This window comes from Actinoplanes sp. 13 (assembly GCF_056134165.1).
Window position 1 is genome coordinate 52,207 of record NZ_JBVYOQ010000029.1, and the last position, 13,234, is coordinate 65,440.

General features: G+C 69.7%; 11 protein-coding genes and 2 tRNA genes. 5 read left to right on the plus strand and 8 right to left on the minus strand.

Annotated features, from left to right (window positions below; genetic code table 11):
* Window positions 1-94 precede the first annotated feature (94 nt).
* A complete protein-coding gene (locus AC0NH5_RS35475; protein ID WP_474411447.1) occupies window positions 95-1,294 on the minus strand; it encodes a cytochrome P450 family protein in 1,200 nt (399 codons plus the stop codon).
* 129 nt (window positions 1,295-1,423) lie between these two features.
* Entirely contained in the window at window positions 1,424-1,564 is a 141-nt protein-coding gene (locus tag AC0NH5_RS35480; protein WP_474411448.1) for a hypothetical protein, read from the minus strand.
* A gap of 178 nt (window positions 1,565-1,742) precedes the next feature.
* Here AC0NH5_RS35480 and AC0NH5_RS35485 point away from each other — a divergent pair, with 178 nt between their 5' ends.
* Window positions 1,743-3,449 carry a sulfatase family protein gene (locus tag AC0NH5_RS35485; RefSeq protein WP_474411449.1) on the plus strand — a complete coding sequence of 569 codons (1,707 nt, stop codon included), beginning with the start codon at window positions 1,743-1,745 and terminating at the stop codon, window positions 3,447-3,449.
* Here the strand turns inward: AC0NH5_RS35485 and AC0NH5_RS35490 are convergent.
* Window positions 3,405-4,043: an NADPH-dependent FMN reductase gene (locus tag AC0NH5_RS35490; protein WP_474411450.1), complete on the minus strand. Its 639-nt coding sequence runs from the start codon at window positions 4,041-4,043 to the stop codon at window positions 3,405-3,407. The two genes, AC0NH5_RS35485 and AC0NH5_RS35490, sit on opposite strands and share 45 nt — an antisense overlap.
* Window positions 4,044-4,249: 206 nt before the next feature.
* Here AC0NH5_RS35490 and AC0NH5_RS35495 point away from each other — a divergent pair, with 206 nt between their 5' ends.
* Entirely contained in the window at window positions 4,250-5,044 is a 795-nt protein-coding gene (locus tag AC0NH5_RS35495) for a DUF4190 domain-containing protein (protein WP_474411451.1), read from the plus strand.
* A 96-nt stretch (window positions 5,045-5,140) separates the two neighbouring features.
* Here AC0NH5_RS35495 and AC0NH5_RS35500 read toward each other — a convergent pair.
* The 4 genes from AC0NH5_RS35500 to AC0NH5_RS35515 all read right to left on the minus strand — a co-directional run bounded on the left by AC0NH5_RS35500 (window position 5,141) and on the right by AC0NH5_RS35515 (window position 9,667).
* A tRNA-Lys gene (locus AC0NH5_RS35500) sits at window positions 5,141-5,213 on the minus strand.
* A 132-nt stretch (window positions 5,214-5,345) separates the two neighbouring features.
* A complete protein-coding gene (locus AC0NH5_RS35505) occupies window positions 5,346-7,304 on the minus strand; it encodes an endo-1,4-beta-xylanase (RefSeq protein WP_474411452.1) in 1,959 nt (652 codons plus the stop codon).
* A 168-nt stretch (window positions 7,305-7,472) separates the two neighbouring features.
* Complete coding sequence (locus tag AC0NH5_RS35510; protein ID WP_474411453.1) at window positions 7,473-8,627, minus strand: hypothetical protein; 1,155 nt, start codon at window positions 8,625-8,627, stop codon at window positions 7,473-7,475.
* Window positions 8,624-9,667 (minus strand): helix-turn-helix domain-containing protein, encoded by a 1,044-nt coding sequence (locus AC0NH5_RS35515; RefSeq protein WP_474411454.1) that lies wholly within the window; start codon window positions 9,665-9,667, stop codon window positions 8,624-8,626. The genes AC0NH5_RS35510 and AC0NH5_RS35515 overlap by 4 nt, the downstream gene beginning before the upstream one ends.
* 319 nt (window positions 9,668-9,986) lie before the next feature.
* Here AC0NH5_RS35515 and AC0NH5_RS35520 point away from each other — a divergent pair, with 319 nt between their 5' ends.
* Window positions 9,987-10,259 (plus strand): hypothetical protein, encoded by a 273-nt coding sequence (locus AC0NH5_RS35520; RefSeq protein WP_474411455.1) that lies wholly within the window; start codon window positions 9,987-9,989, stop codon window positions 10,257-10,259.
* Between the two features lie 131 nt (window positions 10,260-10,390).
* Here AC0NH5_RS35520 and AC0NH5_RS35525 read toward each other — a convergent pair.
* Window positions 10,391-10,463: transfer RNA gene (locus tag AC0NH5_RS35525), tRNA-Lys, on the minus strand.
* A gap of 138 nt (window positions 10,464-10,601) precedes the next feature.
* On the opposite strand from AC0NH5_RS35525, the gene AC0NH5_RS35530 reads away from it, so the two are divergent.
* Both AC0NH5_RS35530 and AC0NH5_RS35535 read left to right on the plus strand, forming a co-directional pair.
* Entirely contained in the window at window positions 10,602-11,840 is a 1,239-nt protein-coding gene (locus tag AC0NH5_RS35530; RefSeq protein ID WP_474411456.1) for a L,D-transpeptidase, read from the plus strand.
* A 150-nt stretch (window positions 11,841-11,990) separates the two neighbouring features.
* Window positions 11,991-13,220 carry a L,D-transpeptidase gene (locus tag AC0NH5_RS35535; RefSeq protein ID WP_474411457.1) on the plus strand — a complete coding sequence of 410 codons (1,230 nt, stop codon included), beginning with the start codon at window positions 11,991-11,993 and terminating at the stop codon, window positions 13,218-13,220.
* The last annotated feature ends 14 nt before the right edge of the window (window positions 13,221-13,234 follow it).

Genomic DNA, 13,234 nt, shown 5'->3' on the forward strand with positions numbered 1-13,234 from the left:
TCCGGCTCGCGTCCGTCGTGCTTGCTGTGACCAGCTTGGCGCGGACGGCGGGCCGGATGAAGGCCGGATTCAACCGGGGACAAGTAGTCCCCGGTTACAACAGGACGGGGAGTTCTTCCAGGCCGCGCAGCAGCAGGCCGGGGCGCCAGCGCAGGTCTTCCGCCGGGACGGCCAGGCGCAGACCGGGGTGGCGGGTCAGCAGCGCGGTGAAGGCCACCTGCGCCTCCAGCCGGGCCAGCGGTGCGCCGAGGCAGTAGTGGATGCCGTGCCCGAACGCGAGGTGCGGGTTCTGGGTGCGGTCCAGGCGCAGCTCACCGGCGTCCGGGAAGCGGTCGTCGTCCCGGTTGGCGGAGAGCAGCACGACCATGACCGGGTCGCCGGCCGCGATCGTCACGCCGCCGATCTCGAGGTCCTCGGTGGCGACCCGGAAGGTGGAGGTCTCGACCGGTCCCTCGTATCGCAGGAACTCCTCGATCGCGGTGGGCAGCAGGGTGTGGTCGGCGCGCAGCCGCTCCCACTGCTCCCGGTCGCGCAGCAGCAGGTAGGTCCCGTTGCCGATCAGGTTGACCGTGGTCTCATGACCGGCGATGAGCAGCAGGAACACCATCGAGGAGAGCTCGGCCTCGGTCAGCCGGTCCTCCTGGTCGCGCACGTGGATGAGGCCGGAGAGCAGGTCCGGGCCGGGCCGGGCGCGGCGCTCCGTGATCAGGGCGAGGATGTAACCGACCATCTCCCGCATCGCCGGCTCCAGCCGGTCGCCGGACTGCGAACCGGCGACGATCACGTTCGACCAGGCCCGGAAGGCGTCCCGGTCCGCCACCGGAACGCCGAGCAACTCACAGATGACCTGGATGGGCAGCGGGAAGGCGAACGTGTCGATCAGGTCGGCCCGCTCCCGGCCCGCCAGCGCGTCGAGCAGGTCGTCGGTGATCTCCTGGATCCGCGGGCGCAGGCTCTCGATGCGGCGGGCGGTGAAGGCGGCCGACACCAGCCGGCGCAACCGCGTGTGGTCGGGCGGGTCGACGGCCAGCATGTGCCGGGACAGCACCGCCGCAGGGCCGACGGGCCGGTTGGCGACGGTGGAGGACCCGACCGAGAACGCTGACTCCTTGGAGAGCCGCGGGTCGGCCAGCGCGCGCCGGGCGTCCTCGTAACGAGTCACCAGCCAGGCGTTCAGGCCGCTGGGCAACCGGGTCCGGCGGACCGGGCCGGTGCGGCGCCACCGCTCGTACACCGGGTGGGGATCCGCCTGGAAGGCAGGATCCGTCAGGTCGACGTGCAGGTCCCCCGTCATCGCACCACGTCCCCGAGTCATCGTGCCACCGAGCCGGGTTACGACGATACCGGTCGATGCGGCGTTCGTCACCGGTTTCTCTTTAGTCCGGTTTGCCGCCCTCCCGGCGCACGCCGGCACCGGGCCGATTCAGCGCGGTAGCCAGGCGTCGACGTTGCGCGGGGAACGCGGTGGGCGCAGCGGCAGACGGGGACGGCGCGGGGCGAGGCGGCGGGGACGGCGCGGCCTCGGCCCGGCACCGGCGATGCCGATGAGCCGGGTGAGATCCATGACCGTACTATCCGCCTCACCGCCGAACAGATCATCATTGTTGAGGCATTCTTAAAGATCGTCTCAACGACTGGTAAGCAAACTCGGGTTGCGGACCGGACCAGGTGTCTGCGCCCGCTCGCCGCCGCCCATTACCCTCCTGAGGTCAACTCGTCCGGGACGGAGCCACCGCAACACCATGACCCCTCGCCCTCGTCGTGCCCTCAGTGTCGTGCTCGCCTCGGTGACGTTGCTGGCCGCGGCCGCCTGCACCCCGAAGGATGAACGCTCGGTCCCGGCCGCGGCAGCGAGTCCGGCGCTTACCGAGTCGGGCGGTGCCCGGCCGAACATCGTGTTCGTGCTCACCGACGACCTGTCGCAGAACCTCGTGCGGTACATGCCGAACGTCCAGGCGTTGCAGCGTGCCGGCACCACGTTCGCCAACTACACGGTGACCGACTCGCTGTGCTGCCCGTCGCGGGCGTCCATCCTCAAGGGACAGTTCCCGCACAACACCGGGATCTTCAAGAATCACGGGTCGGACGGCGGCTTCAAGCTTTTCCACAGCAAGGGCGCGGAGAAGTCGACGTTCGCCACCGATCTGCAGGCGGCCGGCTACCGGACCGCGTTCCTCGGCAAGTACCTGAACGAGTACCACGCGAAGAACCCCGGTGGCCTCGGCCGGCCCTACGTCCCGCCGGGCTGGGACCTGTGGATGGCCGGGGGCAACGCGTACGGCAACTTCAATTACCTGCTGAACGAGAACAACCAGGTTCGCCGGTACGGCACGGGCCCGCAGGACTATCTCACCGACGTGCTGTCGGCGAAGGCTTCACAGTTCATCGCCGGCACCGCGGCCGCCGGCAAGCCGTTCATGATGGAAGTGGCGACGTACACGCCGCACAGCCCGTACACCCCGGCGCCGCAGGACACCAACTCGTTCCCCGGGCTCAAGGCGCCGCGCGGGCCGGCATACGACCGGCAGCCGGTGGATGCCCCGCCGTGGCTGCGGCGGGTGCCGCCGCTGACCCCGGCGAAGAAGGCCGAGATCGACATCAAGTTCCGCAAGCGGGTCCAGTCGGTGCAGTCGATCGACCGGATGCTCGGCTCGCTGCGGGCCACCCTGACCCGGGCCGGGGTCGCCGACAACACTGTGGTGATCTTCAGTTCGGACAACGGGTACCACATGGGCGACTACCGGATGACGCCCGGCAAGCAGACCGCTTTCGACACCGACGTCAACGTGCCGCTGGTCGTCGCGGGGCCCGGTGTCGCCGCCGGGCGCACGGTCGACGCGCTGGTGGAGAACATCGATCTGCGCCCGACGTTCGCCGACCTGGCCGGTGCGCAGGTGCCGGCCGAGGCCGACGGCCGGAGCATCAGGCCGCTGCTCGCCGGCGAGACGCCCGCGCAGTGGCGGACGGTCTCGCTGATCGAGCACCGGGACCCGGCGACCGACCCGGCCGACCCGGACTTCCAGCACGACAGCGTGAACATCCCGCCCGCGTACGACGCGCTCCGGACGGCCCGTTTCACCTACGTGAGGTACGCCGACGGCTCGCGGGAGTACTACGACCGCAAACTGGACCCGGCGCAGCTGCGCAACCTGGCCCGGACACTGCCGCCCGCCCAGATCGCGGTACTGGACGCGACGTTGACCGGGCTGACCCGGTGCGCCGGGGCGGACGCCTGCGGGGCCGCCGGGCGCGCCATCGGCGGCGCCGGACCCGAGCCCTCCAGCAGCGCCTCGGCCGCGCCCCGCCCGGCCGCCTCGTTCAGCGCCCCGACCCCGATCAGCGCTTCACCCTCGGCCGGTCCGTCGCCGTCGCCGTCGGCCGGCGCCTCGATCAGCGGCTCGGCCTCAGCCGGGCCAGATGCGGGGCGGCCCACTGCGGAAGGCCGGTGAACTCTGCCGCTGGATGACCGGATAGACGCTGGAGTGCGCCTGCCAGGAGGGCTGCGACCGGGTCTCCGCCCCGGCCAGGCCACGGATCAGCGCCTGCACCATGTCGCCGAGCGCCATGTGCAGCCGGGTGTCGGTGACCAGGCCGGTGCCGTCCACCGCGCTCATCTCCAGCGGGATCCGGATGCACGCCGGGCGCAGCAGCCGGGCCCCGCCGTGCTCCAGCACCGACTCCAGGGCCGCCCGGGCGCCCTCGTCGCGGCCGGGACCGGCCACCGAGAGCCACGCGGCCGGCTTGCCGGTGAGCTCGCCACCGTCCACCAGCCAGTCCAGCAGGTTCTTCAGGCTGCCCGGCAGGAACCCCGCGTACTCCGGGGTGCAGAAGAGGATCGCGTCCGCCGCGATGACCTGCCGCTGCAGCGCGGCGACACCCACCGGGGGAACAGCCTCGCCGGGAACGAACGCCGGCAGGTCACGCAACCCGTCGAACAGCACGGCGGTGATGCCCGGCGGGGCATGGTGGGCCGCGGTCCGCAGCGCGGCGGTGTGCAGAGCTTCGTCGCGGGTGCTACCCGAGACCAGCAGGACGCGCGTCATGCGCCGACCATACGGGCCGCGGGCACTTTCCGGGGCGCCGGCACGGTTCCGTTCGGGTTACCGCCGACCGGGTGGTCAAGCTAGGACTTTCGTACCGAATGGGCCTCGTTGTATGGCCATGCCGCAGACCGGACGGCAGCATGGGCAGACGGTCCATCCGGGGTGGGACCGGAGTTCCCCCCGGCCTGCGAGGAACTCGGAGCACGATGTCACAGCCGCCCACCCCGCCGCCGTACGATCCGACCCAGCCCTTCGGGCAGCCGGGGTACGACGCCAGCCGGCCGCCGGCTCCGTTCCCCGCGCCCGACAGCGCACCGCCGACCACGCCGTTCCCCGCGCCGGACAGCGCTCCGCCCACCGCGCCGTTCACGCCTTTGCCTCCCGCGGGCAGCGCGGCGTCGCCTTACGCGCCACAGGCGTACCCGGCGCCCGACAGCGCGCCACCGGCGTCGCCTTACGCCCCGCCGGCGTCGCCTTACGCGCCCCAGGCGTACCCGGCGCCCGACAGCGCACCCCCGGCCGCGCCCTACACGTCCTATCCGGCCAGTTCTCCGCCCACTGCGCCGTTCCCACCCCAGCCGTACGCGCCGCAGTCGTACGAGCCCCAGCCGTACGCGCCTCCGGTGTCGGGCTATCCGCAGTCCCCGGCGGCCTATCCGCCGCCGCCCGGTTATGAGCAGAAGGGCGGCTACCCCGCGCCGCCGATGTACCAGCCGGTGATGGTCGGCCACGTCGGCCCGCCCACCTCGGGCTGGGGCGTGGCGGCGATGGTGCTCGGCATCGTCGGCCTGCTGCTCCTGCCCTGTGCTTTCGGGGCCTTCGGCATCCCGTCGCTGCTCGCGGTGATCTTCGGCCACCTCGGGCTCGCGGAGACCAAGCGGGGCGCGAAGTCCGGCCAGGGCATGGCTGTTGCCGGGCTGGTGCTCGGCTACATCTTCATCGGCCCGGCGATCCTGATCGCGGTGATCGGCGGGGTGGGCGGCGTCGCCGGCCTGCTCTGACCCGGCGCGCCATGGCCGGCCCGCACCCGGGCCGGCCACCCCGGCCCCGGAACGCACCGAAGGCCCATCCGCAAGGATGGGCCTTCAGTCGTGTTGTGCGCCGCGTAGGACTCGAACCTACAACCCGCGGATTAAGAGTCCGCTGCTCTGCCAGTTGAGCTAGCAGCGCTTGCAACGAGGCAGAACATTAGCACACCAGGGTTACCGGCCGAATGCGCGGGGCAGGCGCCCCGGGCTGCGGAAAGGCCGCCGCGGACGTGGGAGGGGCCCACGCCCGCGGCGGATCTTCGGGGAACGGGAATCAGGCTGTCGTGCACGCCAGCGTGGGCCACGCCCAGTTGCCGCCGTGCTGAACGGTGAATCCGAAGGTGTTGCCGCTGCCGTTCGGCCGGGCGGTCATCACGGTGCCGGTGCCGTCCCAGGTGACCGCGGCGTTCCAGGTGGCGATGATCCGCTGCGGCGACCGGATGGTGACCGTGACCCGCCAGTTGGTCGCCCCGGTGACCGTGACCTGACCGTTGAACCGGTCATTCCACTTCTGGCCCTCGGCGTAGGTGGCCGTGCAGTTCCCGGACGGCGGAGGGGTGGTCGTGGGCGGCGGCGAGGTCGTTCCGCCCGGCGCCACCGCACGGCCGGTGGTAGGCGAGATCATGCCGGCGCACAGGCCACGGTTCCGCAGGTCGGCCGCGATCTGCGGGATCGCCGCCACGGTGGCCGCGTACTGGTCGTGCATCAGGATGATCTGGCCGTTGGTCAGCGTGCCGGCCCGCTGCACGATCTGGGCCGTGGTGGCGCCGTTCCAGTCCTGCGAGTCGACGTCCCAGATGATCGTCCGCATGCCGAGCGCCGACGCCGCCGACTCCAGGGTGGCGTTGGTCTCCCCGTACGGAGGGCGGAAGAGCACCGGCGTGCCACCGCCGGCGGCCTGGATCGCGCTCTGCGTCCGGGACAGCTCGGAGCTCATCTGCGCCGCCGAGAGGGTCAGCATGTGCGGGTGGGTGTAGCTGTGGTTCGCCACCCACATGCCTGCCGTGACCTGCGCCTGGACCAGCGACGGGTTGGCGGCCGCGTTCTGGCCGGTGTTGAACATGGTGGCTCGCAGACCGGCGGACCGCAGCGCGTTGAGCAGCGTCGTGGTGTTGCCGGCGTTGGGCCCGTCGTCGTACGTCAGGCCGACGTAGCCGTTGCGGCAGTCGTTCGACGGCGGCGGCGTGGTGGGGTTGCTCGGCGGCGGTGTGGTCGGGTTGCCCGGTCCGGCGGCGTTGAGCGCGTCGAGCACCGCGGTGTACGCCGCCTTCTTGTTGCCGCTGCCGTCGAAGAGCAGCGGGGTGTCACTCGCCCGCCAGGAGTCGGTGTCGCGCACGCCCCAGACGGTGATCCCGGTGCACCGGGCCACCGCCAGGCAGGCGTTGACCACGCTCCGGTACTTGTTCGCCTGGTCGGTGCCGGAGCCCTGGATGTCCAGCTCGGTGATCTGCACGTCGACGCCGAGCGCCGCGAAGCTGGACACCGTGGTGCCGAAATTGCTCGGCACCGGGTTGCCGCTGTTGAAGTGCGCCTGAAGGCCGACGCAGTCGATCGGCACCTGACGGGACTTGAAGTCGCGGACCATGTTGTAGACGGCCTGCGTCTTGGCGTGGCTCCAGTTGTCGATGTTGTAGTCGTTGTAGCAGAGCTTGGCGCCCGGGTCGGCGGTCCGCGCGGCCCGGAACGCCGCCTCGATCCAGTCGTTGCCGGTGCGCTGCAGGTTGGAGTCGCGCCGTGAGCCGTCGCCGTTGTCGGAGAACGCCTCGTTCACCACGTCCCACGAGTGGATCTTGCCGCGGTAGTGGGTGGCGACCTGGGTGACGTGATTGAGCATGGCGTTGCGCAAGGTCGTACCGCTCATGCTCTGCATCCAGCCCGGCTGCTGGGAATGCCAGGCCAGCGTGTGGCCGCGCAGTTTCTTGCCGTTGCTGATCGCCCAGTTCGCCACCCGGTCGCCGTTGGTGTAGTTGAACTGGTTCTGGTTCGGCTCGGTGGCGTCGATCTTCATCTCGTTCTCGGCGGTGACCGAGTCGAACTCGCGGCTCGCGATCGACGTGTACGTCGAGTCGGACAGCCGGCCCGCGCTGATGGCGACGCCGAAATAGCGGCCGCTCTGCGCGGCTGCGGCGCCCAGGGTGGTGGCCGCCTCGGCGGACGGGGCGAGAAGAACGGCGCCCGCTGCTGCCAGGGCCGCGGTGAGGACGGCCGCGGCACCTGCTCTCTTTCTGGGCATGGGGATATCACCTTTTCAACGAGGGAGCGGTGAATTGACGACCGTCGCTGTCTCATTGTTGGGAGGTGTTCCGCCCGCGTCAACGGTTTACTACCGATAAATTTCCGAAAGTTTCGGAAGCGGTGTGGACTGGGCCGGGGTGAATCGTTTCGACATCAAGGCCCGAAACTACCGAGGGGTGTGTTCGAAAACTTTCAGGCCCCGGGCGACGAAAGCCTCGGCCGGATCGCGGTGCCGCGGCAGCCCGGCGAGGAACTTCCGCCAGTTGTCGAGGTCGTCCCGCCAGGCCGCCAGATAGCGCACGCAGAACGCCGGATCGATGACCATGCAGCGCCCCTTCGCCCCGATCAGCGCCTGCGTCATCCGGTGCCGCCGGTCCGCGTCGGGCACCCGGTGCACCTTGCCCAGGATCCGGTCGATCATCCGGGCCCGGTCGGCGAGGAAGGCCCGCCAGTACTCCTCGGTGGCCGCCTGCGCCGGACGGTCCTCGCCGGCGAGCGCGAACAGGCCCTCCGCCAGCACGTCGCCGAACTCCTCGGTGCGGGCCCGCTCCGGGGTGAGGTACGGGTCGTACTCCCGCTGGCTGACCTTGCCGCAGACCGCGACCCGCTCGATGCGCCGGCGGCCCACCAGGAACAGCCAGTCCTCGTTGTAGATGGTCGGGAAGAACGGCGTCTGCGCGCCGACCCGGACGGCCATCGCGCCACCGCCCACGAACGTGTCCTGGGTCTCGCCCACCTCGCGCAGGGCGTGACAGACCACGGAGTTGTCCGGAAAACCGACGTTCTGCAGCGCGGCGACGTGATGGGTGGCGAGCAGGCCCGCGGCGGCGCGGATCGAGTCCGGCTGCAGGTCGGTGATGTCGTCGTCGAGGAACACCACGCCCGGCCAGCCCAGCATCCGGGCGACGACGATGCCCAGGTTGCGCTTGCGGCTGACGTCGTTGGGGCGGTCCAGCCCGACCAGCCCCGCCTCGCGGACGAGCGCGTCGGCGGCGAACGCCGGCAGGCCGGCGTGCCCGGTCACCTCGACGGCGATCACGTGGGCGCCGACCATCTCGGCCTCCCGGCGCACCGTCTCCGGCGACGACCATCGGCTGCACAGGGCTATGACCGGCCGGTTCAGCTCGTTGCCGAGCCGCAGGGCGTCCCGGATCGCGGCCGGGTTGCGGATGGTGGGCACCACGATCGCCGGCACGTCGCCCGGCTCCCGCGGCTCGGGGAACGCGAGCAGCTCCCGGTGCGAGAACCGGTGACCGATCCGGCCGGCCGGCGGCTGCACGGGCTCGGCGCGCAAGGGCCGCGACAGCGCGCGTGCGGTCATGCCGTCCGCGGCCACTCGTGCAGCACGGTGCCGTCCCGGGTCCAGTCCGGCGTGATGATCGTCCCCTGCACGATGTCGACCCGGGCCAGCACGCTGAACGTCGCGCCGAGGTCGAAGCGCCGCTCCACGTGCCGGCGGTTGCGGTCGCGGAACCGGGGGTCGGTGAGCGCACGCACCGCCGCGAGCGTGCCACGGCCGTAGTTGCCGTTGCAGATGGTGACCGTCCGCTTCTGGTTGAACGGATTCGGGCCGCGGCAGAAGTGGGCGACGTCCTGGACCAGCCGGGCGCGCGGCGGCCGGCCGGCCAGCACGGAACGGAAGATCTGCTCGCCGGCTCCGTCCTGAACCCGGAACGCGCCGATGTCGGGGTCACCCTCGCGCCGTTCCTGGCTCACGGGAACCTCCAACGCCTCGATCACACTGCCGGTTACGGGGTTCCAGTCCACCCCGCCCAGGAGTACGAGGTGGTTGGTGAGATCGTTCGGCGTGAGCTGCTCAGCAAGTTTGCGGACAATGACGACACCGGGGTTGGCGGCCACCAGATGGCCGTACAACTCCATCAGGGCGTCCAGGTCAGCATAGGTATACAACTCGATGTAATCCGGACTTTCCGGATCGGTGTAATGCTCGTCCGCGCGCAGGCTGGGCGGCAGCGCGGCACACGCGAGCGTGATCGGCGCCCGGTCGGTGAAGTGCCAGAGCCCTTCCTGCGGCGCCCGGGTGGTCAGATCACCGTTGAGAACAGCGCCGGGCGGACGAAGGTCGAGCAATTCGCTCCGCAGGTCCCGAAATCGTTCGAGCTCGCTGTCGTCGAAGCTGTCGACGCCGCGCCGCGCTTTGTCCACAGCTCCGTCCACAGCGAAGAACCGCGCGTAGCCCTCGAGACGCTCCAGCGGCGGCACCGCCTTGCCGTTCTCCCAGGACGAGATCAACGGCACGCTGACGTCGAGTGCCCGGGCGAGCACCGGCTGCTTCAGCTTCAGACTCGCACGCAGGTCCCGTAGCCGCCGTGCCAGCGCCTCAACACCGGGATGGGTCATCACGCCGCCCTTCAGCGATGTTCATGAGGGCACTGAACCGGAAATGATCTCGAACTTAGCGGTCACAGATGTCGCGTCGAGGACCCTGCCAAGTCTGTGACCAACTCGTTGCTTCAGCTGATTACTGAAGTTTAGCCTGAAGACACCTCAAGCCTTAACCATGGTTAAGGAAGGGTCGAGGAGGTCCGATGAGCCCATCCGCACGAGCGCCCCCGCAGCCCATCGGCACGTCGAATGCGCACCGACAAGCAGCAACGCCCCCGGCGGCCACCGAGGACGTTGCAGGTAATCCGTCCCGCTCAGCAGAGGGAAGACAACCATGCTTACGGTAACTCTCGACGCAGTCATCCCGAAGTCCGCTGTTCCGGTGAGTCAGGCCGCGACCGCGGCCGCGGACAACTCCGGCGGCCTGGTCGCGCTCCTGCTGATGGCAGCCGTTCTCACGGTCCTCGCGATCCGGCTGCTCAGCACTGCCCTCGGCCCGTTCCGCGAAGTGATCCGGGCGGCCACCGCGGCAGTCGGCAGCATCATCCTCGTCTCGATGATCCTTTTCATGCTGATCGCCTCGATGGTGGTGTCCGCCCGGACCTGACGAGGGTCCCCCTTCGCCGATCGGCACCGGCGCCGGTCGGCGAAGCGCCGGGGCGGGGTGGGGCGGGACAGATGGAAAAGGCCCCGACGGTCAGTCGGGGCCTTGGGTGGAGCTGTGGTGCGTGGAGAGAGTGCGTCGCGTAGGACTTGAACCTACAACCCGCGGATTAAGAGTCCGCTGCTCTGCCAGTTGAGCTAGCGACGCTCGCCGTGCAACGAAAGAAACGTTAGCACGGGCCGCGAAGATCCCTGAAATCGGCCAGTTCCCACCTCAAGGGGGACCCGCGATTTGCGTCCATGAGTCAGTATGTCTGCGCTGAGAACTCCAGAACGGGGCCCGACGATGGCTGACCTCCGCCGCTCCCTTGCGGCGATCATGGCGATTGCCCTGATCGCCCCCCTCACCGCGTGTGGCGACGACACAGAGCCGACCTTCGCCGAGCCCGGCACCACGGCGAGCTCGTCGGCCGGCGCCCCGGCGCCGGTCACCGAGAGCACGACGATCGCCGAGCCGGTGGCGCTGACCATCACACCGGCGAAGGACAAGAAGAACGTGCCGGTGAGCTCCGAGATCGGGCTGAAGGTGAGCGGCGGCGAGGTGACCTCGGTCACCCTCAAGGACGCCAAGGGCAAGGCCGTCGCCGGCGAGATGCGCGAGGACGGTTCCAGCTGGGTGCCGAGCAAGCCGCTGAAGACCAAGCAGACGTACGAGGCAACCGTCGTCGCCACGGGCAAGGACGGCGCCAGCACCACCGCCACGACCTCGTTCACCACGATGGGGGCGCCGGGCCGCCGCACCGGCACCGGGCTGTACCTGTTCGACGGCAACACCTACGGCGTGGCCATGCCGGTGGTGGTCGAGTTCAACCCGGGCATCAAGAAGGCGAACCGTGCCGCGGTGCAGAAGCGGATGTTCGTGCAGACCGATCCGCCGCAGCCCGGCACCTGGTCGTGGACGGCGAGCGGCACGCAGGCGTACTACCGCGCCCCGCAGTTCTGGAAGCCGGGCACCACGCTGAAGGTCCGGATCGCGGTCGGCGGCCTGCCCACCGGCGACGGCATCTACGGCGACCGGGACCGGTCGGCGACTTCCAAGATCGGCCGCCAGTTCGAGATGAAGGTCGACAACAAGTCGAAGAAGATGACCGTGGTCCAGGACGGTAAGACGGTCAAGACGATGCCGGTCAGCCTCGGCAAGAAGAGCACCCCGTCGTCCAGCGGCACGATGGTGGTGATGCAGAAGATGGCAGACACCGTCTTCGACACCACCGACACCGACGGCGCTGAGGGCTACCGCACCGAGATCCAATACGCGCAGCGCCTGACCTGGAGCGGTCAGTACATCCACTCCGCCCCGTGGTCGGTGGGTGATCAAGGTCGCCGCAACGTGTCGCACGGATGCGTCAACGTGTCCCCGTCCAACGCGCGATGGCTGTTCGACAAGACCCTCGTCGGTGACCCGGTCACCGTGAAGGGCACCGAGGACAAGCTGGAATACGGCAACGGCTGGACGCCTTGGGACGTGAGCTGGGAGAAGTTCGCCGAGGGAAGCGCGCTGGAGGTGCCCGACAACCTCGGGTGACCCTCGTTCGGCGACGCCGGGTGGATCCCGTCCCCGCACGGGGTACGTCAATGGGACGAGACCGGGCGCGGCACGAACCCGGGATTGGTCAACCGGCGTTTTTGGAGCACACTGGGCGCCGGAGAACGACGCCGTGAGGGGACCGTGGAGATGGATGCAAGTCGCCGAGCCGGTCGGCGCCACTGGCGCCTGACCGTGGCCGCGCTGCTGACCGGCACGCTGCTGCTGACGGCCGCGTGCAGCGGCGGCGACGACTCGCCGTCGTGGCAGGGCGGCGGAAACGGCACCGCACCCTCGGCGGAGGCCCCCTCGCCGGAGCCGACGCTGAGCACGGTCGCGGTGACCTCTCCCGCGCAGGACGCCACCGACGTCGAGGCCTGGTCCGAGGTGAAGTACAACAGCGAGGACCCGGACAGCACCACCGTCAAGGTCACCGACGCCGAGGGCGAGGAAGTCAAGGGCACGGTCGACAAGGACGACAACGTCTGGCGCCCGAGCGAGTCGATGGACTGGGGCAAGAAATACACGGTGACCGTGGACGGCCCCGAGGCCGAGGGCAAGAACAGCACCGTCACCAGCTCGTTCACCACGATGAAGAAGCCGAAGAACCTGGTGCGCGTGACCAGCTTCCTCGGTGACGACCAGACCGTCGGCGTCGGCATGCCGCTGATCATCAGGTTCGGGCGGTCGATCCCGGAGAAGTACCGGGCGGAGGTCGAACGCCGGATGGTGGTGACCGCCACGCCGGCCCAGGAGGGCACCTGGCACTGGGCCAGCCCCACCGAGGTGCGCTACCGGACCAAGGACTACTGGAAGGCCGGTTCCAAGGTCTTCTACAAGGTGCAGCTCAAGGGTGTGAAGATGGGCGACGGGTGGTACGGGCGCTCCGACCTCACCGTCGACATGAAGATCGGCCGCGCGCTGGTCATGACCGTGTCGAACAAGACGAAGAAGATGACCGTCAAGCAGGACGGCAAGGTCATCAAGACGATCCCGGTGAGCCTCGGCAAGCCGAAGACTCCCTCCTCGAGCGGCACCATGGTCGTCATCGAGAAGAAGGAACACACCGTCTTCGACACGCTCGACGAGCTGGGCCCCGAGGAGGGCTACCGCACCGAGATCGACTACGCGCAGCGGATCACCTGGAGCGGCCAGTTCATCCACGCCGCCCCCTGGTCCGAGGGTGTGCAGGGCCGCAGCAACGTCTCCCACGGCTGCGTCAACGTCTCGATGGCGATGGGCAAGTGGCTCTTCGACCGCACCATGATGGGCGACGTGATCACGGTCTCCGGCACCGAGGAGAAGCTGAAGAACGGCAACGGCTGGACCGACTGGAACATGAGCTGGGCGGAGTACAAGAAGGGCAGCGCCCTCAACTGACGGCTCCCCCGGCG

What these genes read in the sequence shown, in the direction of transcription:
- AC0NH5_RS35490 (WP_474411450.1), bottom strand. Translation starts at nt 4,043, where the DNA reads ATGACGCGCGTCCTGCTGGTCTCGGGTAGCACCCGCGACGAAGCTCTG.
- AC0NH5_RS35535 (WP_474411457.1), top strand. Translation starts at nt 11,991, where the DNA reads ATGGATGCAAGTCGCCGAGCCGGTCGGCGCCACTGGCGCCTGACCGTG.
- AC0NH5_RS35475 (WP_474411447.1), bottom strand. Translation starts at nt 1,294, where the DNA reads ATGACGGGGGACCTGCACGTCGACCTGACGGATCCTGCCTTCCAGGCG.
- AC0NH5_RS35495 (WP_474411451.1), top strand. Translation starts at nt 4,250, where the DNA reads ATGTCACAGCCGCCCACCCCGCCGCCGTACGATCCGACCCAGCCCTTC.
- AC0NH5_RS35505 (WP_474411452.1), bottom strand. Translation starts at nt 7,304, where the DNA reads ATGCCCAGAAAGAGAGCAGGTGCCGCGGCCGTCCTCACCGCGGCCCTG.
- AC0NH5_RS35515 (WP_474411454.1), bottom strand. Translation starts at nt 9,667, where the DNA reads ATGACCCATCCCGGTGTTGAGGCGCTGGCACGGCGGCTACGGGACCTG.
- AC0NH5_RS35485 (WP_474411449.1), top strand. Translation starts at nt 1,743, where the DNA reads ATGACCCCTCGCCCTCGTCGTGCCCTCAGTGTCGTGCTCGCCTCGGTG.
- AC0NH5_RS35480 (WP_474411448.1), bottom strand. Translation starts at nt 1,564, where the DNA reads ATGGATCTCACCCGGCTCATCGGCATCGCCGGTGCCGGGCCGAGGCCG.
- AC0NH5_RS35520 (WP_474411455.1), top strand. Translation starts at nt 9,987, where the DNA reads ATGCTTACGGTAACTCTCGACGCAGTCATCCCGAAGTCCGCTGTTCCG.
- AC0NH5_RS35510 (WP_474411453.1), bottom strand. Translation starts at nt 8,627, where the DNA reads ATGACCGCACGCGCGCTGTCGCGGCCCTTGCGCGCCGAGCCCGTGCAG.
- AC0NH5_RS35530 (WP_474411456.1), top strand. Translation starts at nt 10,602, where the DNA reads ATGGCTGACCTCCGCCGCTCCCTTGCGGCGATCATGGCGATTGCCCTG.